Below are 19,761 nucleotides of genomic sequence, written 5' to 3' on the forward strand. Positions count from 1 at the left end.
ATTGGAATCGTTGGCCAAATATGTCGCTCTCTTACATGTAATCTCGGTTGATGTGATTGCAAATGTAATTAAATAATAAATTTATTTTGTGATATTATATTTGTCAAGCTTTTTCTGACCTGTCTTGGGGTTTAGTTAAATTGTTTAAAAATTATCAATAATTGGTTGTATTGTAATGTTTGAGGTTTGAGATGGTGTTTTACCCGGCCGGTATCAGTGGAAATAATGCCTGCTGAAAACACTATGCCGGTGAAAGGCTGGGGCATATTGCGAATTAGTGCCCATCCATAAATGGCCCTTTTCCCCAATTTCTGCGTCAGGCTCAGATTTTAATCCTCGAAATACTTCAATGTATGGTGCCTCTGCGGCTTGGCCCCCAAGCGGGGCGGTTAAAATCTTCGCCTTCCCCTCCGGGGCGTAGGCCCTCCGGGCCAGAGGCTTGACCTTGAACAAAATTGCCTGCTTTATGGATGGGCACGAATTACAACGAAAATTGTCCCCCGGGACAGGGTGGAGGGTGGGTGGCAGGTTGTTTGCTGCAGATCGTGCAGGACCCATCTTGAATGTCTGGCTGACACTGGACCCCACGTTTTCAGAAACTGGATATCTCCTTTTCAGCCAGAATTTTTTCCAAAGCTGCAAGGACAGGCTTTTTGATATTTTTAAAATGCTGTTTTACCGCCCTTTGTGCCTTTACAAGATCGCGAGATGCAACAGATTCGAAAATATTCTTGTGTTCGGAGCCTACAACCCGTTCCGAATGGATAAATAGGAGCGCCCCTCTGTACTTGAGGTATAAGAGATCAAAAAGAAACTTGAGAACTTGCACTTGTACTTTTCTCCCGGAAAGAGAGGCAAGGGTGAGGTGAAATTCCATGTCTTTGAGCAGTCTCTCGTTTAGGTATATCTCCTTTGGAGCTTTCAGAAGGGCCTGAAGTGCATCGTGCAGCTTTTGTATACCCTTTTCATCCAGTGTTTTTATAGTCTCGGGTAGAAGTGATAGTTCAATGATTTCCCTGGTTTCGTATATTTCACGGACCTCCTGGACGTTCATCGGTTCGGTGTAATAGCCGCGGTTGGGCTTGTGCCGTATCAATCCCTGTGATTCTAAGCGTTTCAGTGCTTGAATCACGGGAGTAGGACTCATGCCCAGGCGTTTTGCCAAATCGCGACACGATACCTTCTGTCCGGGGGCGATCTCGTTGTGAAACAGCATCCGACGAATGCCCATATAGGCGCTGTCTGTATGGTCAGTGCGGACTGGGGAGCCGGATTTCTTTTTTTTGGTCATCTTTCCTCGTCTTCCATGAGAAATAGTGAGTTTGTGCCCGTCCATGGCTGGATGGCTCTTGTCCTTAATCTCTCAGCCCGGGCTCAAACCCGGGAGCCCTCTTGAAAAGTAAGTCCCCGGGCAGTGTCATAAAAAACCACTGATTGCCGTTCGGGTTTGCGAGTGATGATATTAGGTTTCTAAGGGAATCAAGAGAAGCAAATCTTAGCACAAACATCCCATATATGGCTAAACTGTAAATATGTCAACTTAAAGTTCCCGCCAATATTCACGAAGGCCGAAGGAAAGGGTTTTCACAGCTTGACACGAGGATTGGGGTTCCCTATACTTCATTTAGGATCAAAAGATATCTTCACTTCTTTGCCCGAACGTGTTTGAAGGACTGTTAGCGAGTTTCCATCCGTAAATGGCTTTTTTGCGCAATCTTTCTGCCTTCATCATGACTAAGGCGTGACAAGCCCGCCAGAAAACGGCGGACAAGCTGCGACAACCCGCCAAAGGCGGGTAAATCTGCGGGGATTCTTTCTGGCGGCGTACCAAGTGTGCGCCTTCGCGTAATCCCTTGATTTTTTAGCTCTTGCACAAAAATTCTCATTTCTGGATTGGAAACTTGGCTAGTGCCCTAAGTTTGTTTCTGGATGGGCACTGGTAAAGCCAGGATTACCTTTGAGAGGGATGAAAGCCCATGGAAGAAACAGGAAATGCCCGGCCGGAAACAGTACCCCCCAAACCCCCTGAAGTACCCTCTTCGAATGAAACGCTGGCAAAGGCTGATCCGGTTAAACGCATCATAGCCTTGGTCATAGACGGTGTTGCCGCCGCCATCGTTGGATTTATCCCGTTTGTAGGGGGAATTATCGGCGCACTTTACATGCTTTTCCGAGATGCCCTGCCCATCGAGGCCCTTGAATACAAGAGCGTCGGCAAGAAATTGATGAAATTATCCGTGGTGAAAACCGAAGGTCCGCCTGCCAGGATCGATTACGGTACCTCTGCCAAGAGAAATTGGATGTTCGCTCTCGGCCCGATTATGATGTTTCTTCTCCTCATCCCGGTTATCGGATGGATTCTTGACATACTGATCGCTATTGGCTGGTTTGTTCTCGTGATCATCGAACTCGTAAAGATTTTTTCCGATAAACAGGGCATCAGACTGGGGGACAAGATGGCTGGCACCATGGTGGTTGAAGACTGATCTGTTCCTCTTCCAATCGTTCTCCCTTACCCCTGCGCTTTGCATCGAGACCTTTGAAAAACGCCCCCTTTTGCCCAATTGCGGCGTCAGGCTCAAATTCCAATCCTCAAAATACTAAATGTATTCCTGCGGTTGAAATTTTCGCCTTCCTTGAACTTGACCAAAATTGAGCATTTTTCAAAGGTCTCGCATCCTTTCCCGCCTTGGGGGTAGACCTTCTCATTCACTATTCCGGCACATGCCTGCGGCATACTGGTTCAAGGAGAAGCAGGTATCGAGTGAATAAGAATCCAGGAAATATGATTTCGATTGAACCCTTTGACATTCAACTCCCCACCTCCCAAAGCTAGCGTTATCATCCGACGGTACTTTTGGATGGACGCTATCCGGGTATTTTTTACCCGCATCGCCCGAAGAATACCCACCAATTGTATCTGAAGTAACCAGGTTTAGTATTGGACCTGGTAGGTCAATCCAGTTAAATTGACTGTCTTTTCAGGGTGTTGACTTGAATTTTTTTGAGTTGGCATGGGAAGTGTTATATCCTATTTAAGTAATCAAGTTTGGCTGCATCATAGGGATAAAGGCGGCCAATCTGAAACCCGGGGTGCCGCCCGGATTATGGATTCCAAGGGCACCCAAAAAATGAAGGGAGCTTTCAATGAAAATCATACGTCTTTCATCGATCCTTTTCCTGTTCTTGATGTTGTTCGACGGCAATGCCTTTGCCCAATGGAGAGGGTACGGAGACTGGCAGATGGGACCCGGAATGATGGGTGGATGGGGCATGGGATGGTTTGGGGGTATTTTCATGATTATATTATGGATTCTTGTTATCGTGGGACTCGTTTTCTTGATTAAGTGGCTGATTCAGAGCACCAGGGGCGAATCAGTCGCGACTCGCAGTGATTCTTCCAGTGCCCTTGCTATCCTCAAGGAGAGATATGCCCGGGGGGAGATTGAAAAGAGTGAGTTCGAAGAAAAGAAAAAAGATCTTCTCGGATAAAAATGACGGATTCCCTTTGTCCAAAATAGAATTTGACGCTTCAAGCAGAGGCTGACATTTTCCCTTCGCCTGGGTTCGCTCCTCCTTCTCCCATGGCTTCGGTCCCGCCAGACAGCGGTGGGTAAACATTGCCTATTTTGAGGCAGGCCGCGCCCGAGGCGGGCAAGCGCTCACGCGTAATATCTGGGTTCAAGGATTCCCTTTCAATCCGATCTCTTCTGCCACTTCCCTCATGCCCATGATCGTATCGTTTATCAACTCCGATATTTCAACACCCAACATCTTGGCTCCGTTTTCGATCACAGAGCGGTTTACCCCGGCGGCGAACCGTTTGTCTTTCCATTTTTTCTTTACGGATTTAGTGGTGAGGTCCAATACGCTTTTGGAAGGTCGAATCAGGGCGGCTGCCGAGACAAGGCCGGTCAGTTCATCAATGGCATAAAGGGTTTTTTCCAGTTCCGTGTGGGGTTCCACATCGCTGCAAAGGCCCCATCCGTGGCTCACCACCGCCCGGATGTATTCCTCTGGCCAATGATTCTCCTTTAAGATCTCTTCTGTTTTCTTGCAGTGTTCTTCCGGATATTGCTCATAATCGAGGTCGTGAATGAGCCCGATTACGCCCCACTTCTCCTCATCCTCTCCTTTTTTGCGGGCGATGTAACGCATGACCCCCTCAACAGCGAGGGCATGTTTTAAAAGTCCATCACTTTTGTTGTATTTTTTGAATAGTTCTAAAGCCTCTTCACGTGTGGGAACCCTAGATTCCATGGCAGAACCTCCTATTTCCAGAATACCGGCCATCATATCGGAGTCCCTCTGAAAATCAAAGGACAATTTTGACAAGGTTGATCTAAGCCGTGCGTGGAGTTTGCCGGTTTTCGGGCACTCCCCACACAGATGAAGATTTTTGGCAAACTCCGCGCTTTGCGATTGTACGGTAGAGGGAAGGGGCCGGTCTGGGCCCGGGTTGAGGTGTTTACATTGGAGGCAGTCTCTGGAGGTGCGTTTCTCCTGCCGAAGGCCCATGGGGGGAGGAGGCCTTGTTCATGGCACACTTTGGTGTCGGATCGGCTTTTGTTTCAGGGACATACAGGACTTTACAAGCTGACATTTTCGTACTATGGTGAACGCCGTTAAAAATACTGTCCGACCCGAAGTATCAATGACAGGGTAGGGACGGCATCGTCATGGAACGAAAGGAGGGTGCCATGGCATCCAAGACCAAAGAGGCCAGGCTGGACCAGAAAAAGAGATTGGAAGAGCAGTTGGAGCGGAGATTGGCCGCTTTGACGGATAGAGGACTTGATTCCGCCAGGATCGCCAAGGATGTCAAGGTCAGAATGTTAAGGGCCGAGATCCGAAAGACCAATGCGCGGTTGAAAGCTATTTCAGCCATTGAAAAAAAGAACGAGGAGATGGCGCGGCTAAGGGCCGAACAGGCCGCGGCGCCCAAGAAAGAAAAGGGCAAAAAGCAGAAGGCGCAGCCTCAAGAGGAAAAAATCAGCAAACGGCAACAAAAGAAAAGGCAAAAGAAGGATAAAAAAAAGTCCACGGAGAGCGGTAACCAGTAGGGACCGGGGAAGGGAAAGGGGCCGGGGAGGAGGCCGACCTTCCCTTCGCATCGCTATCCCGGGTCGGAAGGGACATGAAACCCTTCCACCGCTTTTACCTTGAAGGACCGCGATACGGACCATAACGCCATCCCGACCGGCCTATTCAATTCCATTGGGGGCCGAGTTTTCTCGGATCCCAAGGTCTTTTTCCCCTAAAACGCCTGCCATCATTACACCCGCAAACCAGGATAAGGGGGATCTTCACATCCGGGAAACCTCCCTAATCTTACCCAGGTCTCTGAGGACCATCCATCTTCCTGCGGGAATCACCTGTGATCCGGATCAGGGGCGGTGAGCCCGTCCGGGGTAGGTAGAGGATTGAAAGGGTTTTATGAATTGTTAATTTAATGTCTTGGCCTTGCGATCACCGGACTTGATGATTGCTAAGACCGGGAATACGAACGGAAGGAGTGAGACATCGATGCTTGGTTTCCTGAAAAAACTGTCCGGCAGGCACGAGCCGATGAGAGTCTTCGTTGACAAGGATATATGCGTGGGTTGTGAAAAGTGTGTCAAACTGTGTCCGGAAGTTTTTCAAATGGGGGGTGAGGTGGCAGTGACCGTCACCGAGGATGTGCCTCCGAAGTACCAGAAGGCCTGTAAGGAGGCGGCGGAGCACTGCCCTGTTGAGGCCATAACAATAAAAAAATAGGCATCCGGGCCAGGGCGACCAGGGGCAGGTATGTGAAGCCGGAGGAGGTGGTCTCCGGAGGACTCCTGGATCCTTGAAGAATGGGATTTCGCTCCAACCCTTACTTGACGAGGGAACGTTTGGGGGTACAAGCAACCTTTCCAGGCACAACCCGGCCCGGGGGCAAGGCGGAGAGTCATGGGCAACCGCAGGGAAAAGTTGATGAAGATCCTTGACGACCTGACAGAAGAACTCCGCACATTGCGGTTCGCCCCCCCCGTCACCCACATCTACAATCCTCTCCAGTACGCGCGCAGGCCCTATGAGCTGTATTTAGAACGCTACGCCTCGAGGGGAAAGGAGGCCGTCTTCCTGGGGATGAATCCAGGCCCTTGGGGAATGGCCCAGACAGGGATCCCCTTCGGTGAGGTCCATGCTGTGAGGGATTGGCTCGGGATCGATGGGCCCGTGGGCCGCCCCCTCAAGGTGCACCCGAAGCGACCCGTTCAAGGGTTTGCCTGCAGGAAGAGTGAAGTCAGCGGGCGGAGATTTTGGGGATGGGCCAGGGAGAATTTTGGTACCCCCGAACGGTTCTTTTCCCGTTTTTTCGTTGCCAATTATTGCCCGCTCCTCTTCCTGGAAGAAAGCGGCAGGAACCGCACCCCCGACAGACTTCCGGTCCGGGAAAGGAAGCCATTGTTGGAGGCCTGTGACCGGGCCCTGAAGAGGACCATCCGGTTGCTTTCCCCGCGTTGGGTCCTGGGAATCGGCAACTTCGCGGAAGAACGGGCCAGGGCTGCGCTTTCGGGCCTGGAGGTGGAAGTGGGAAGGATCAGCCATCCCAGTCCCGCCAATCCCAGGGCCAATCGGGGTTGGGCGAACCTGGTCGAGAACGAACTGGCGGCATTGGGTATTCAGGTATAACTCCACAGGGGACCCCATGGCCTGAATTTACATGGATCATCGCTTTTGACCAAAAAGCTGCCTGCCTTTTTGAGTTCGATGGTACAGTCGAGCCTGAGAAAAGACCAAAGAAAGGGCGAGGGATGAAGGAGATCAGAGTATGCTTTCCAGGGGGGTTACGAGTGGATGCCGAAGTTGACGGCAGGCTAATCCCCACGGATCAAGCGGTCGAGGAAGGAGGCGGGGGGACGGCCCCGGAGCCTTTTTACCTGTTCCTTGCCTCCATTGCCACTTGTGCGGGGATCTATGCCCTGAGATTTTGCCAGAGACGGGGCATCGATACACGGGACATGACATTGACCATGGCATGCGAGTACGATGAGGATATAAGACTCTATCGCAAGATGACCATCGACCTGAAACTTCCCCACGGGTTTCCGGAAAAGTACCGGGGGGCCATTATCAAGTCCATGGACCTTTGCGCGGTGAAAAAACACATCCTGAATCCGCCGCAGTTTGAGATCAAGACTTCATAAAGTGTCACCGAAAGGTACGGGAGAGGCCTTTGAGAGAGATACGAACCGTCTGTCCCAGGGACTGTTACGATACCTGCGGCCTGATCGCACGTGTCGGTGACAACGGCGAGGTGTTGTCCGTAAGGGGTGACCCGCAGCATCCAATCACCCGAGGCCTTACCTGCCCGAGGGCCGCGAAGGATCAGGTAAGGCTTTACAGGAACCGGGTGGAGGCCCCGTTCATCCGCCGCAAAGGCCGATTCCATGCCATCGGGTGGGAAGAAGCCCTGGATACCCTGGCCCAGAGGCTTTCAAAGGCCCTTCGGGAACATGGCCCGGAAACGCTCCTTTACCTGGCTTATGCAGGGAACATGGGCCTTCTCACCGAACTTTTTCCCCAGAGGCTCTGGAACGCGCTGGGGGCCACCCAGACCGATTATTCCCTGTGCAGCGAATCGGGGCATCGGGGTATTGTGCTTCATTACGGCCACAGCTACGGCCTTATGCCGGAAGACCTCCCTGATCGAGATTTCATCGTGTTTTGGGGATTCAACGCGGCAGTGAGCGCTCCCCATATCTGGGCCCTGGCCCGGAAGGCCAGGAGAAGGAAAGGGGCCTCAATCGCCGTGGTCGATCCCTTCAAGACCAGGACTGTGGAAGGTGCGGACCTCTGGCTCCGGCCGAGACCGGGAAGCGATGTCGCTTTGGCGTACGGAATCATGCATCATCTGGTCCGGGAAGGGCGGGTGGATCGTGCATTCATTGAAGAGTGGACCCGGGGTTTCGAGGCATTGGAAGAGGAGGTCCTGAGGTGGCCCCCGGAAAGGACCGAGAATTGTACAGGGGTGCCATGGAAAGATGTGGCCGCCCTGGCCGATGCTTACGGCAAGGCCGAGGCCCCGGCTACCCTGATAGGTATCGGTCTTCAGAAATGTGTCAAGGGTGCCGACCAGGTGCGGGCGGTTTCCCTGGTTCCTGCCCTGTTGGGCTTCCATAGGGCCTTCTTTTATAGCAATGGGGAGGCCTTCCAGGTGGACAAGGCGGGGCTGAAAGGGGCCCGGCAGGCCGCAGGGAGACATAGAGTCGTGTCCCAGGTTGACCTGGCGGATCGGGTAAAGGAGGGACTCTTTAGGTGTATCTTCGTGAGCCTTATGAATCCCGCCCTGACGCTTCCCAATCAGACAGCCTTCCGGAAAGGAATCTCCAGGGAAGAGGTTTTTCTTGCCGTACACGAGACCCACTGGACCCGAACCGCACAACTCGCAGACCTTGTCCTTCCGGCGCCCACCTTCATGGAAAAAGATGACGTGGTGATTCCCTACGGACATCCCTATGCTCGTCTGGCCCCGAAGGTCGTGGAGCCGGTCACGGACAGCCGCAGCGAGGTATGGCTCATGCGGGAACTGGCTTCCCGCCTGGGACTCAGGGATGATTGGCTCTTCGAGGATCCCTGGAAGGCGGTCGAGACCGCGCTCACAGGCGCCCTGGAAGGACGGGACTGGCATGCTTTGCTCGAGGGTCAAACCGTGGCCCTCAGAAGACGGCCCGTTGAAGTCTATCCGACGCCCTCTGGGAAAATCGAGTTTTACTCCACTCAGGCCGGGAAGCTGGGGTGGGATCCCCTTCCCAGGCAACGTACTTTGGATATCCCTGCCGGGCGATTCCAATACGTGGCAGGTGCCCTCCCGCTTTACACCCATACCCAGTTCCAGGAAGTTTACGGCGATATCCCTCCCGAGGTTTACATCCATCCCTTGGATGCGGAAAGGCTGGGGGTCCTCCAAGGGGACCGGGTGGCCCTTTCTAACGAAAGGAGCGAGGTGACGATGCGGGCGGTCGTCTCGGAGAAGGTCCTTCCCGGTGTCTTATGGTCCCCGAGACAGTTAGAGGGATTGGACGGCAGGCCGCAGAACGGGCTTACCAGCGGCAGTCCCCAGGAGATCGGGGGAGGGCCGACCTACAATTCGACCCTTGTAACCATAGTCAGTGCTAACCATTGAGGGGGCGATTCTGTAATTTGAAGGGGGTATCCGATGTCCGAAGCCGGCTCTATGTTCACTCTGCAGTTCGATGAAGCGATCTGCGCATCCTGTCCCTCCGGGGCCTGCCTGGTGAAGTGCCAGTACCTGGAGGCGGACCGCGAGCAAGCGAAACGGGAGATGTTGAAGATTTTCAGGGGGGAGGACTCCCGGGTGCTCCAGGAGTGCGTCACCTGTTACGCTTGCGAGGAGTATTGCAAACGAGGCAACCATCCTTTTTACCTGATCACCCAGCGCCGGGAGGAAAAGGGGATTCTCACGGCCCCACGGGCCATCACCCGGCAGTGGATCAACATCGGAGAGCCCCGGGGAAAGTACGAAGTGGGGGAGATCAAGGAGAGGGCCCTTTCATTCGGCTTCATGCCCCAGTTCAAGGATATCGTCAAGGGGAAACTCTTCGAGGACGTGATGCCCGGCTATTTTTTCGGGCAGGAATATTTCTGCAACGTCGTCTATATCCACTTCGCCAACACGGCCGTAATAAAGGAACGCCTGCCGCGGGTGATCCGGAACATCCAGGAACTGGGGGTGAAAGAGGTCGTATTCATGCATGACGAATGCTACGCGGCCTTCTCGTCCCTTGCTCCGGCCTTCGGGATGGAGGTGCCCTTCAAGCCGATTCATTATTTCGAGTATTTATACCAAAGATTGGAAGGGCTTCGAGGGGATATTCGGCCCCTTCATATTCGTGTGGCCTACCAGAGGCCCTGTTCAAACCGGCTTTGTCCCCGGACCCATCGATGGGTACCGAAAATTCTGGACCTGATCGGAGCGGAATTGGTGACGAGGACCTACCAGGATGAGAACGCCCTCTGTTGCGGGAGCATCTTCAGGGCCATGTACGGGTACGATCTGGCGGCAGACGTACAGGCCCGTAACATTGAAGACATAGTGAAGAGCGGGGCGGAGTACTGTGTTTTCAATTGTCACGGATGCCAGAACGCCTTGAGTGATCGGCTGGCCAGGAAGGGTGTGAGGCCTATTCACATGGTAGAGTTGTGCCGGATGGCCATCGGCGAGAATCCGGGATTTGAGGTGCCGTGAAATGGAAGACATCAAGCGAAGACTGTGTGACATCGTTGGTGAACGGTTCGTTTCGGACCGGGCGGAGGAACTCTTTTTTTACGGCCGGGATCCCGGTCTCATGCCCCCCCACAGTCCTGACTTCGTTGCCTTGCCCGGGACGGTCGAAGAGGTTCGGGAAATCGTAAAGTTGGCCTTCCGGGAAGGGGTTCCAGTGGTCCCCATGGGCGCCGGGATGACCCTTACAGGACTATGTATTCCACGGAAGGGCGGAATCGTCCTGGACATGAAGCGTATGAACCGAATTCTGGAAGTCAATGACAGGGCCCGTTATACCATCGTGGAGGGGGGAACGCCAACGGGTGCATTGAAGGCTTACCTGGATGCCCATCACCCGAGATTACGGTTCAGTATCCCGGATTCCCCGGCCGCAACGACGATAGCGGCCAACGTCATGATTCACGGACAGGGACGCCTCACCCAGCAGTACGGTTTCAATTCCGACATGGTCACGGGCCTGGAAGTGGTGCTCCCTACGGGAGATGTCGCGAGGATCGGGTCCTGTTCCCTTTCTCCCGATTGGTTTTCCAAAGGTGCGCCCCTTCCTGACCTTTCGGGGCTTTTTCTTGGTTGGCTGGGGACCACGGGGGTCATCACCAAGGTGGGTCTCAAGCTTTATCCACGGAAAAAGATGCGGGAAGTTGAGATATTCATCACCGACAGTCCGGACTTTATCCCGGATATCATTTACGAGATCACCCATACCGAGATGACTGAGGACATCAACATCTTCGCCCAGCCCCTCCCGTTGATTTTCAAGGACAATCACCACGTCGTCGTGTACTTCACGGGAGACACGGACGAGGAGTTGGAATTCAAGAAAAAGTCGGTTTTTCATGCCCTGGATCGGTTTATCAAGAACAAAGACGGCGGCTTCATGACGGTGGGGCCGGGCATGAAACAAAGTCTGCTGGACATGCCGCAACGGAGTGCGAGCACCTTTGCGGATGTCACCAAAGGGGGAGGTTTCGAGTACTCCGGACCGATTATCCTGGTGGAAAAATACCCCCAGTGCTCCCGCAAACTGGATGAACTGGCCGAAAAATACGATTTGAAATACCATGCGACGGCAAGGATCATCGGGCGGGGACATGCCATGATGTTCGCCTTCTCCTTCACCTTCAACCGTGCGGACGAGGATATGATGGATCGAGTCCGGGCTGCGCTTCGCGAGGCCAGCGAATTCGCCCTTTCGGCCGGCGGCGTTTTCTGGAAACCCACCGTGGATGAACAGAGACGGCTCCTTCAGGCCATGGATCCGGTAACCCGGCGTCTCATGCAGATGATAAAGCGGAATCTGGACCCGAGCGGCATCATGAACCCCGGGAACTGGGAGGTGCCTTAGGATGAGACACGAAGAGATCCTGCACAGGTGTTTCCGTTGCGGCTGGTGTAAGTTCACGAGCGACTACTCGGAGTTCAACTGCCCCTCCTACAGGAAATTTCGGTTCGACACCTTTGCACCGGGAGGGAGGATGTGGCTGATCCGGGCCTGGCTCAATGGAGATATTCCAAACAGCGCAAGGTACCAGGAGATCCTTTACTCGTGCGCCACCTGCGGGAGCTGCGTGGAGCACTGCGCCTTCAGCTTCCGCGACGATCTGGTGGAAATCTTCATCTCGGCGAGGGAGGAGATGGTCAATGACGGCCGGATTCCTCCTCCGGTCCGCGATTTTCTTAAGAGCATCAATGTCCACGGCAATCCATTCAAGGCACCGGAGGGGGAACGGGGGGCCTGGGCTGAGGGAATGCCGGTGGAGCCTTACTCAGACCAGGACTACCTCCTCTATATCGGATGCGTGGGCTCCTATGACGAGCGGGGAAAGAAGATCGCAAAGGCCTTGGCCCGCTTGCTTTCGAGAGCGGGGGTCTCCTTCGGTATCCTGGGAGACCGGGAACTGTGCGACGGCAACGAGGTGAGAGCCCTTGGGGAAACGGGCCTGTTTAGGTTCCTGGCGGAGAGCAATATCAGGATGTTCCGGGAATTGGGCGTAAGGAAGATCGTAACCCTGGATCCCCATGCCTATAACGCCTTTCGCAGGGAGTACCCAGGGATGGGAGGGGATTTCGAGGTGCTCCACTATACCCAGCTTCTCTCCATGCTGGTCTCACAGGGGAGCCTCTCCTTTTCAGGTTTCAGGGAGAGGGTGGTCTTTCATGACCCCTGCTATCTCGGACGTCACAGCGGAGAGTATGAGGCCCCGAGGGAGATCCTCGATTCCATTCCCGGCCTTGAGCGTATAGAAATGAGACAGTCCCGGGAGAACGCTTTTTGCTGTGGGGGGGGTGGAGGCAATTTTTTCACAGATATTCTCGGAGGGGGAGAGGAAAGTCCCAACAGGATCCGGATAAGGCAGGCGGTCGCGGCCGGTGCCCAGGTTCTGGCCGTGGCCTGCTGCCAGTGCGCGAAGATGCTTGAGGACGGAATCAAGGGAGAGAACCTGGAAGACCGGATCCGGGTTCTGGACATCGCAGAGATCGCCTTGACGGCATTAAAGGGATGACAGCGGCGCCTGTTTTTCTGATATCCGGCTTTCCCGTATCGGAGGTGCAGTCGGCAGCTCAGCCTGAAGGCGTTAATATGTAATAGCTGATATGTAACTATAGGTAAAAAATATGAAAATTGAAAAACGCGGACAGGTTGCCATCCCAAAAAATATCCGAGAAAAATACGGGTTTCTTTCCAACATCGAAGTTTATTTTATGCCAGAAGAAAATGGAGAAAGGACACAACTCCTCAGCCCTGTGGATCAGGTCTACGGAATTTCACAAAAAATATTTTTCCAAACTTCTTGTCCGTATTGACCGATAACCTGTCGTCACCCAATGCTTTTATTGCTTCCCAATCATCAATCATGAATCCTCGAATGTCCGGAGCTTGAACTCTGCTCGTCTGAACCCACAAGCGTTGACCCCTTAAACCCACGAACGGTAACCCTGTATGCGTTTCCCCTGCGCACGCGGGGAATAATTCGCCTGTCCTCTCCCTTTTCTATACATACCTTGGCCGGGTTCTTGTCTTTTCATAGAATTTTTCTATGCCTGTTTCCCTTATTTTTTCGTTGATGAGCACCCAATTCTTATACAGAGGTTCATCAAAATTAGTTCTATTGCAAGGAAATTCGTTACACTCGTAGCAGTAATCAACCTGTTTTTCCTGGTGACATTTGCGAACACCACACTTCTTAAACAGCTTGCACTGCTCGTTCCGGCATCCCCTGCAATTTTCAGATGCAAAGTAATCCAACATCTCTCTGAAATCCGGGTATTTCTTAAAAACCGGTTCATCCAGCAGGGTTTCAAATCGTTTGGCATAGACATGAAAATTCCCAAGTTTTTCTTTGAGTTTCAGACTGTACCTGCGGATATCTCCATCCACATGGGCAAAGCATTTTTCACAGCTTAGTCCGCAGGGGGCCAATGCCTCCTTAATTTTTTCATAACTCATACCCTGTCTCCTTTCTTTGGACAGTTTCCATCCATAAATGGCCGTTTTTCTAAGCCTCGGGACCTGCTAAGAAGCAGGGGGGATTTAGCACCCATAGGGAGCTGTAAATAGGAAACACGCCGGTGCCCGAAATTTATTTATGGATGGGCCCCAAATAGATAAATTCGATAATAGCGGTTTCATTCAGGACACAAAAGTGGCATAATTGACATTTTAGGGGGCAATATCGGCATTTTCCTGTTTTAGGTGGGATCAGAAGAAATGATCTAAAAGGATGAATTAATGAAAAAGGTTACTATTCTGGGCCTTTACAACTCCATGGCAACCACCATTTTCGGCCCCATGGATATCCTAAACCAGGCAGGGAGGCTCTGGAACCGCGTGAGCAAATCCCCCCAAACCCCGCTTTTTGACGTCACCATCGCCTCTTCAGACGGAAAACCCATTCAATGCCTGAATAAAGTCCAAATTCAGCCCCATTGCAGCATTGAAGCAATTCATAAGACAGATTTGGTTATTATTGCGTCTGCCACCTATATAGACCAGATTCTTCAAAAAAGTCCTGATGTGGTTCCATGGATACGCCGGCAATACAAGCAGGGTGCCCATGTAGCCAGCATCTGTACCGGGGTGTTTTTACTGGCTGAAACCGGTTTGCTGAATGGAAAAACAGCAACCCTTCACTGGGGGTTTACAGAGATGTTCCGCCGGAAGTATCCCCAGGTTAATTTAAAACCAGACCGAATGTTCATCGACCATGGGCGCCTCTATTGTTCGGCAGGAGTGACTGCCGGTATGGATTTATCCCTTTACCTGGTGGAAAAGTTTTACGGCCGGCGAACCGCCATAGAGTCTGCCAAGACCATGATCCTGGATTTGGGCCGGGAAACCCAGGCCCCCTACCATTGTTTTCTTTTTTTCAAGGACCATGGCGATCCCCTTGTATCAAAAGCCCAGGAGTGGATAGAAAAACACTACAACCAATCAATTGATTACGACCTGCTGGCCAAGGAATTCCGAATGAGCCGCCGTTCATTGGAACGTCGGTTCAAAAGGGCCGCTGGTGTCACTCCTTTGGGTTATCTGCAGCAATTACGGGTGGAAACCGCAAAAAGACTATTGGAGGAAGGCAGCCATACTTTTAATGAAATAACGTATCTTGTCGGATACGAGGATATTCCCTTTTTCAGGAAAGTATTCGTCAGGCTGACAGGCTTGCGGCCAAAAGAATATCAGCAGAGATTTAGGGGCAGGCAGGATAGGGGACGACCGTGACATATTGACATTTGTGAAGAGGAGGGGTCGGATCTTTCGTGACGAAATATCCCAGTTTATTTGCCTGTTCATCAAATTTCCTTCGAAATCCTCGATCCCCTCTCATTTTTCCCTTTATTTGTTAATTCGAAAGATCCGCCCCCCCATACCCTCACCAAGACTCGGTTCACGCTTTAAATATCCAAATGTCACGAACGTCACCATTCCACTCACATTCCATATATTCAATACTAAGGGCTTTTTATCGGGCACGATTCTCGTGAGGAGCCGTGTTTTTTTGATCTGAAAAAATCCCTTTGCAGGCGATCATTCTGTTGTGAGTCTGGAGCGAACATAGGGCACCAGTCCGCCGGTGGAAATTAATTCCATGATAAAATCAGGGTAGGCAGCGGCTTGAAACGTGAGATTACGGTTTAGATTTCGGATGCTGCCCTTAGCCAAATCGATTTCCAGGACATCTCCACTGGCGGTGGCTTCCACGGCGGCCGGGCACTCCAGCAGCGGTAAGCCGATGTTGATGGCATTACGAAAAAAGATACGCGCAAAACTAATGGCCACCACGCAAGAGATTCCGGTTCCCTTGATGGACCACGCGGCGATTTCCCGTGACGACCCGCAGCCAAAGTTGGTGGTAGCCATCAGTATGTCACCGTTGGTGACCCTGGTTGCGAAACCTGCATCGGCATTTTCCAGACAATGTTTGCCAAGTTCAGCCGGATCCGAAATGTTGGCGTACTTGGCCGGGATGATTGCATCCGTGTCAATGTTGGCCCCGAATTTGTGAACGGTTCCTTTGATTAGCATGTTGAGGTTACCTCTCCGGGATGGACGAGGCGCCCTGCCACCGCACTGGCGGCAGCGACGGCCGGGTTAGTCAAGAAAATCTCTGCGTGGGGGCTTCCCATGCGGCCGATGAAATTGCGGTTGGTGGTCGAAACGCACCGCTCACCGGCGGCTAAAATGCCGCAATGTCCCCCTACACAAGGTCCACAGGTAGGTGTGTTCACCGCTGCGCCGGCTCGCAGGAAAATTTCGATAAGCCCTTCTTGCAGAGCCTCCAAAAATACTTTCTGCGAGCCGGGAATGATGATACAACGCACGCCTTGCATCACAGTTCGACCTTGCAAAACCTTGGCGGCCAAACGTAAATCCCCCAGACGGCCGTTGGTGCAGCTACCGATTACCACCTGGTCGATGGCGATGTTGTCGACCTGGCTGATGGGTACCACGTTGGCCGGGGAATGTGGCAAGGCCACCTGGGGTTCGAGATCAGAAACATCGAATTCATAATGGCTTTTGTAATCTTGTTCATAATCAGCCGGGTATACCTCAAAAGGTCTTTGGGCCCTGGCTTCGGCATATTCAACCGTTTGCTCATCTACCGCAAAAAGCCCGGTCTTGGCTCCGGCTTCCACCGCCATGTTGGCCATGGTGAAGCGGTCATCCATACTAAGGGTTTTCACCACCGGGCCCCTAAATTCCATAACGGCATAGAGCGCACCGTCGACGCCGATCTTTCCGATGGTAAAAAGAATCAAGTCCTTGCCGCCGACCCAGAACGGCAGTTTTCCTTTATAAACAAATGAAATGGTCGGGGGGACTTTCAGCCATATCTCGCCGGTAGCCATTACGGCAGCTGCATCGGTCGAACCGATCCCGGTAGCAAAAGCTCCCAGCGCCCCGTAGGTACAGGTATGGGAATCGGCCCCCACCACCAGGTCCCCAGGTAAGACCAGGCCGTTTTCAGGCAAAATCACATGTTCGATACCGCTCTCAGGACCGATTTCATAATAGTGGATACCTTGTTCCCGGGCGAAGGTTCTGATTTTTTTGATGGCCTCAGCAGCGGCCACATCTTTGGTCGGGACAAAATGATCCGCCACCATTACCACCTTTGATGGATCAAACACCCGTTTGCCCCCCATGTTTTTAAACTGGTCAATGGCGATTCCTGCCGTCAGATCTTCGGCCATCACCAGATCAACCTGCGCACGGATGAACTCGCCGGGGCGAACCTTTGCCTGGTCCGCATGGGCAGCCAGAATTTTTTCAGCCAAAGTCATTATCCCTGTCCTTTGTTTTGAATCTCTGTGTATTTTTTATTGATGTTTAAAGGTACACCAGTCCTTCCATGATGCGGCGGGCCGTGCGATAGATGCTGGCCTGGGTCAGCTTGAAACCGTCCCGTTCCTGCTTGCCGGCAACTTTAACCGGCAGCGTCCCGGAAAAATGGCCCAGTATCAATTCTTCATTCAATTCTTTGTAAGGGTTCAAACATTCATTGACCGTGCTTCCTTCCACCAGGGCCGCGGCCCCGGTGGCCACGGCCCCTGTAACCGGATAGGCCTTATGCAGCATGCCGGCCGCATAAACCTTGGCTGCCAGATGAACGTCAGTACCCTTGATGATTTCGCCGTTGAAAAAGTTAGGATAATCCATGGGAGTGCTAACCAGGGATACCATCGGCATAAATAAGCTTTTGCCTGTCAACCCCACCCATTCCGCCACCTGGAGCCTTAGTTTTTCCAGGTTTTTGATAAGCCGCTTATCTGATTCCAGTTTCTGAGGGACTTCATTACCAGTTAATCCAAGTTCCCTCGCCTTGACAAAGACCACCACGGTGCCGGCATCCACCACGGTTATTTCGACACGGCCGTAATCAGGGAGGTCCAGTTGATCACGGACATTGCCGGTTGGCAAAAGGTTGCCAGTCAGCAATCCGGCTGTATCGGAAAAATCCAAGGTGATGCGGGCGGCGGTTCCCGGAACCCCGGCTATAGAATAGGAACCGTCGTAGCGCGCTTTACCGTCTCGCGTGGGGACTTCGGCCTGAAGGTACCGATTTACTGCCGGGCAATAGATTCTCACCTTGGTAAGCTCTCCTGTTGCTCTCACCAATCCTTCGTCTATCCCGAAAGGACCCACAGCAGCAGATAGATTTCCGCACAACGAGCTGAAGTCAATTGATGCCTCGGTTATCGCCACCTGTCCGAAAAGATAATCCAGGTGGGCGTCGTCCCGGCTGGGAGGAGCGATGATGACCACTTTGCTGGTCAGAATGTCGGCACCACCCAGCCCGTCGATTTGTCTTTTATCCGGGCTGCCCATGACCCGCAAAAGGACCTGAATTCTTGCTTCCGTATCCTGAGGGAGCTCATTTTCATGGAAAAAGACACCTTTGCTGGTGCCACCCCGCATGATTACACATCTCAAGCGTTTCATTCTACCAACTCTCTTTCAAGCAAAGTCCGGCAAGAAGCCGAATTTTGTTTCACAAGTCTGTCTTTTATTGGTACATCAACCCGGGAAGCCACAGGATGATTCGGGGAAAGGTTATGATCAGAATCAGTACCAGCAGATCGCACAAAATGAACGGGGCAATTCCCCGGAAAGCCTCTGGCAGGGACACCCGACCTTCGGCCGCACTGATACAAACATAAACGTTCATTCCCACTGGAGGGGTTACCAGACCGATTTCGGTCACTTTTATCATCACGATGGCAAACCAGATGGGATCAAAACCCAGTTTCACGACCAGGGGGAACACTACGGGTAAGGTGATGGCCAGAATGGCCACTGCATCCAGGAACATGCCCAGCACAAAATACATAAGCAAGATACCGCCCAGGATAACGATCGGTGGCTGCTCTATGCTTCCAAAAAACAAGGACAACTTCACGGGAACCTGGGTGACACTTAAGAACCGCCCGAACAAGATGGCTCCGATGATGATCAGAAAAATCATCCCGTTGGTGCGCATACAGTCAATCAGGGCCCGCCCGACACCGGCCCTGCGCCATCCCTTAAGGGCCAGGGCGATTGCCAAAGCTCCCGCCGCACCTATCCCTCCGGCCTCGGTAGCCGTGAACCAACCGGCGAAGATGCCTCCGAGAACCAAAGCGGCCAAGGCCAGTATTGGCCACATGGCGCCCAGGGCCTGCAGCCGGTCAGTCCAGTTGCTATGAACATTGACCTTGGGAGCCAGGCTAGGGTTAATCCGTACCCGCAGATAGATGAAAGAGGCGTAAACGATTGCCGTAATAGCCCCCGGAATGATGCCCGCCATGAAAAGTCGTCCGATGGACTCCTCGGTGAAGATGGCATAAATGATCAGCAGGCCGCTGGGGGGAATCATCGTGGAAAAAGTGCCGGCAGCAGCGATGCTGCCAATGGCCAGCCGTCGGTCATATTTTCGGGCCAGCATCTCGGGCAGGGCCGCTTTGGTGAAAACGCCGGCTGCAGCCAGGGAAGAACCGCAGGCCAAACCAAAGAAAGCGGATCCAAAAGTGGCTGCGATAGCCAGCCCTCCATTCAGGCGGCCGACCCACTTGCTGAGAGCTTCAAAAGCAACCGTGCCCAAGCCGCCGTTTACGGCAAAGGCCCCCATGAGCAAAAACAGAGGCAAAGGACTTAAGTCGTAAGATGAAGCCGTGGCAAAAGGGGTGGAGCCGATGATCACCAGCCCGCCCTTAAACCCGGTGAGCATGATCAAACCGAGTCCACCCACCAGGCAAAGGACCAGGCCGATATGTAGACCCATAAGGATCAGTATAAAAAGCAAAATCACTCCGAGTATGGCGGCTGCCAAAGGATCCATGTCGCTATCAATCGTCCCGGGCGAATCGCGAAGAATTCGTCCCTTTAAAAAGTTGGTAACGTTCAAAAGTTGTGGCATGGTCGGCTATCAGCTTGAACGAAATGGATGCTGAAGTTTCCCTCGATGCCCAATTTCTGTTTCCAGAATTTCTCCCATTTTTGCTTG

19 protein-coding genes are annotated in these 19,761 nt (G+C 52.6%); 12 read left to right on the forward strand and 7 right to left on the reverse strand.

The features are described from left to right. Positions 1–592 precede the first annotated feature (592 nt). Positions 593–1,291, reverse strand: coding sequence for a GntR family transcriptional regulator (locus tag JRF57_10755; protein ID MBW2304178.1), 699 nt, complete (start codon positions 1,289–1,291; stop codon positions 593–595). 685 nt (positions 1,292–1,976) lie between these two features. Here JRF57_10755 and JRF57_10760 point away from each other — a divergent pair. Then, positions 1,977–2,486, forward strand: a complete 510-nt coding sequence (locus JRF57_10760; protein ID MBW2304179.1) for an RDD family protein — start codon at positions 1,977–1,979, stop codon at positions 2,484–2,486. A gap of 769 nt (positions 2,487–3,255) precedes the next feature. Then, complete coding sequence (locus tag JRF57_10765) at positions 3,256–3,492, forward strand: SHOCT domain-containing protein (GenBank protein ID MBW2304180.1); 237 nt, start codon at positions 3,256–3,258, stop codon at positions 3,490–3,492. A 189-nt stretch (positions 3,493–3,681) separates the two neighbouring features. Here the strand turns inward: JRF57_10765 and JRF57_10770 are convergent, their stop codons facing one another. Then, positions 3,682–4,260, reverse strand: coding sequence for an HDIG domain-containing protein (locus JRF57_10770; protein MBW2304181.1), 579 nt, complete (start codon positions 4,258–4,260; stop codon positions 3,682–3,684). 440 nt (positions 4,261–4,700) lie between these two features. Here JRF57_10770 and JRF57_10775 point away from each other — a divergent pair, with 440 nt between their 5' ends. The 9 genes from JRF57_10775 (at position 4,701) to JRF57_10815 (ending at position 13,081) form a co-directional block, all read left to right on the forward strand. Beyond that, positions 4,701–5,063, forward strand: a complete 363-nt coding sequence (locus JRF57_10775) for a hypothetical protein (GenBank protein ID MBW2304182.1) — start codon at positions 4,701–4,703, stop codon at positions 5,061–5,063. 505 nt (positions 5,064–5,568) lie between these two features. Next, on the forward strand, positions 5,569–5,757 hold the full coding sequence (locus JRF57_10780) for a ferredoxin (protein ID MBW2304183.1): 189 nt from the start codon (positions 5,569–5,571) through the stop codon (positions 5,755–5,757). Between the two features lie 201 nt (positions 5,758–5,958). Then, positions 5,959–6,660, forward strand: coding sequence for a single-stranded DNA-binding protein (locus JRF57_10785; protein ID MBW2304184.1), 702 nt, complete (start codon positions 5,959–5,961; stop codon positions 6,658–6,660). A gap of 122 nt (positions 6,661–6,782) precedes the next feature. After that, complete coding sequence (locus JRF57_10790) at positions 6,783–7,175, forward strand: OsmC family protein (protein MBW2304185.1); 393 nt, start codon at positions 6,783–6,785, stop codon at positions 7,173–7,175. Positions 7,176–7,204: 29 nt separating this feature from the next. Then, positions 7,205–9,154, forward strand: coding sequence for a molybdopterin-dependent oxidoreductase (locus JRF57_10795; GenBank protein MBW2304186.1), 1,950 nt, complete (start codon positions 7,205–7,207; stop codon positions 9,152–9,154). Between the two features lie 33 nt (positions 9,155–9,187). Then, positions 9,188–10,237: a (Fe-S)-binding protein gene (locus JRF57_10800; GenBank protein MBW2304187.1), complete on the forward strand. Its 1,050-nt coding sequence runs from the start codon at positions 9,188–9,190 to the stop codon at positions 10,235–10,237. Position 10,238: 1 nt separating this feature from the next. Beyond that, on the forward strand, positions 10,239–11,621 hold the full coding sequence (locus JRF57_10805) for an FAD-binding oxidoreductase (protein ID MBW2304188.1): 1,383 nt from the start codon (positions 10,239–10,241) through the stop codon (positions 11,619–11,621). A 1-nt stretch (position 11,622) separates the two neighbouring features. Then, entirely contained in the window at positions 11,623–12,780 is a 1,158-nt protein-coding gene (locus JRF57_10810) for a (Fe-S)-binding protein (GenBank protein ID MBW2304189.1), read from the forward strand. A 112-nt stretch (positions 12,781–12,892) separates the two neighbouring features. Then, positions 12,893–13,081, forward strand: coding sequence for an AbrB/MazE/SpoVT family DNA-binding domain-containing protein (locus tag JRF57_10815; protein MBW2304190.1), 189 nt, complete (start codon positions 12,893–12,895; stop codon positions 13,079–13,081). 187 nt (positions 13,082–13,268) lie between these two features. Here the strand turns inward: JRF57_10815 and JRF57_10820 are convergent, their stop codons facing one another. Then, positions 13,269–13,724 (reverse strand): DUF3795 domain-containing protein, encoded by a 456-nt coding sequence (locus tag JRF57_10820; protein MBW2304191.1) that lies wholly within the window; start codon positions 13,722–13,724, stop codon positions 13,269–13,271. Between the two features lie 282 nt (positions 13,725–14,006). On the opposite strand from JRF57_10820, the gene JRF57_10825 reads away from it, so the two are divergent. After that, positions 14,007–14,999 (forward strand): helix-turn-helix domain-containing protein, encoded by a 993-nt coding sequence (locus JRF57_10825; GenBank protein MBW2304192.1) that lies wholly within the window; start codon positions 14,007–14,009, stop codon positions 14,997–14,999. 306 nt (positions 15,000–15,305) lie between these two features. On the opposite strand, the gene JRF57_10830 is transcribed toward JRF57_10825, so the two are convergent. The 4 genes from JRF57_10830 to JRF57_10845 form a co-directional block, all read right to left on the reverse strand. Then, positions 15,306–15,803, reverse strand: a complete 498-nt coding sequence (locus JRF57_10830; GenBank protein ID MBW2304193.1) for a 3-isopropylmalate dehydratase small subunit — start codon at positions 15,801–15,803, stop codon at positions 15,306–15,308. Then, complete coding sequence (gene leuC, locus JRF57_10835; protein MBW2304194.1) at positions 15,797–17,062, reverse strand: 3-isopropylmalate dehydratase large subunit; 1,266 nt, start codon at positions 17,060–17,062, stop codon at positions 15,797–15,799. The genes JRF57_10830 and leuC overlap by 7 nt, the downstream gene beginning before the upstream one ends. A 46-nt stretch (positions 17,063–17,108) precedes the next feature. After that, positions 17,109–18,221: a 3-methylitaconate isomerase gene (locus JRF57_10840; GenBank protein ID MBW2304195.1), complete on the reverse strand. Its 1,113-nt coding sequence runs from the start codon at positions 18,219–18,221 to the stop codon at positions 17,109–17,111. Between the two features lie 64 nt (positions 18,222–18,285). After that, positions 18,286–19,596: a TRAP transporter large permease gene (locus JRF57_10845; protein ID MBW2304196.1), complete on the reverse strand. Its 1,311-nt coding sequence runs from the start codon at positions 19,594–19,596 to the stop codon at positions 18,286–18,288. Positions 19,597–19,761: the final 165 nt, after the last annotated feature.

It is taken from the genome of Deltaproteobacteria bacterium, assembly GCA_019310525.1.
Classification (GTDB): domain Bacteria; phylum Desulfobacterota; class DSM-4660; order Desulfatiglandales; family HGW-15; genus JAFDEE01.

Coding starts and splice junctions, on each gene's coding strand:
- JRF57_10780 (MBW2304183.1), top strand. CDS start 5,569: ATGAGAGTCTTCGTTGACAAGGATATATGCGTGGGTTGTGAAAAGTGT.
- JRF57_10765 (MBW2304180.1), top strand. CDS start 3,256: ATGATGGGTGGATGGGGCATGGGATGGTTTGGGGGTATTTTCATGATT.
- JRF57_10840 (MBW2304195.1), bottom strand. CDS start 18,221: ATGAAACGCTTGAGATGTGTAATCATGCGGGGTGGCACCAGCAAAGGT.
- JRF57_10770 (MBW2304181.1), bottom strand. CDS start 4,260: ATGGAATCTAGGGTTCCCACACGTGAAGAGGCTTTAGAACTATTCAAA.
- JRF57_10810 (MBW2304189.1), top strand. CDS start 11,623: ATGAGACACGAAGAGATCCTGCACAGGTGTTTCCGTTGCGGCTGGTGT.
- JRF57_10815 (MBW2304190.1), top strand. CDS start 12,893: ATGAAAATTGAAAAACGCGGACAGGTTGCCATCCCAAAAAATATCCGA.
- JRF57_10825 (MBW2304192.1), top strand. CDS start 14,007: ATGAAAAAGGTTACTATTCTGGGCCTTTACAACTCCATGGCAACCACC.
- JRF57_10800 (MBW2304187.1), top strand. CDS start 9,188: ATGTCCGAAGCCGGCTCTATGTTCACTCTGCAGTTCGATGAAGCGATC.
- JRF57_10785 (MBW2304184.1), top strand. CDS start 5,959: ATGAAGATCCTTGACGACCTGACAGAAGAACTCCGCACATTGCGGTTC.
- JRF57_10755 (MBW2304178.1), bottom strand. CDS start 1,291: ATGACCAAAAAAAAGAAATCCGGCTCCCCAGTCCGCACTGACCATACA.
- JRF57_10820 (MBW2304191.1), bottom strand. CDS start 13,724: ATGAGTTATGAAAAAATTAAGGAGGCATTGGCCCCCTGCGGACTAAGC.
- leuC (MBW2304194.1), bottom strand. CDS start 17,062: ATGACTTTGGCTGAAAAAATTCTGGCTGCCCATGCGGACCAGGCAAAG.
- JRF57_10805 (MBW2304188.1), top strand. CDS start 10,239: ATGGAAGACATCAAGCGAAGACTGTGTGACATCGTTGGTGAACGGTTC.
- JRF57_10830 (MBW2304193.1), bottom strand. CDS start 15,803: ATGCTAATCAAAGGAACCGTTCACAAATTCGGGGCCAACATTGACACG.
- JRF57_10775 (MBW2304182.1), top strand. CDS start 4,701: ATGGCATCCAAGACCAAAGAGGCCAGGCTGGACCAGAAAAAGAGATTG.
- JRF57_10790 (MBW2304185.1), top strand. CDS start 6,783: ATGAAGGAGATCAGAGTATGCTTTCCAGGGGGGTTACGAGTGGATGCC.
- JRF57_10845 (MBW2304196.1), bottom strand. CDS start 19,596: ATGGATCCTTTGGCAGCCGCCATACTCGGAGTGATTTTGCTTTTTATA.
- JRF57_10760 (MBW2304179.1), top strand. CDS start 1,977: ATGGAAGAAACAGGAAATGCCCGGCCGGAAACAGTACCCCCCAAACCC.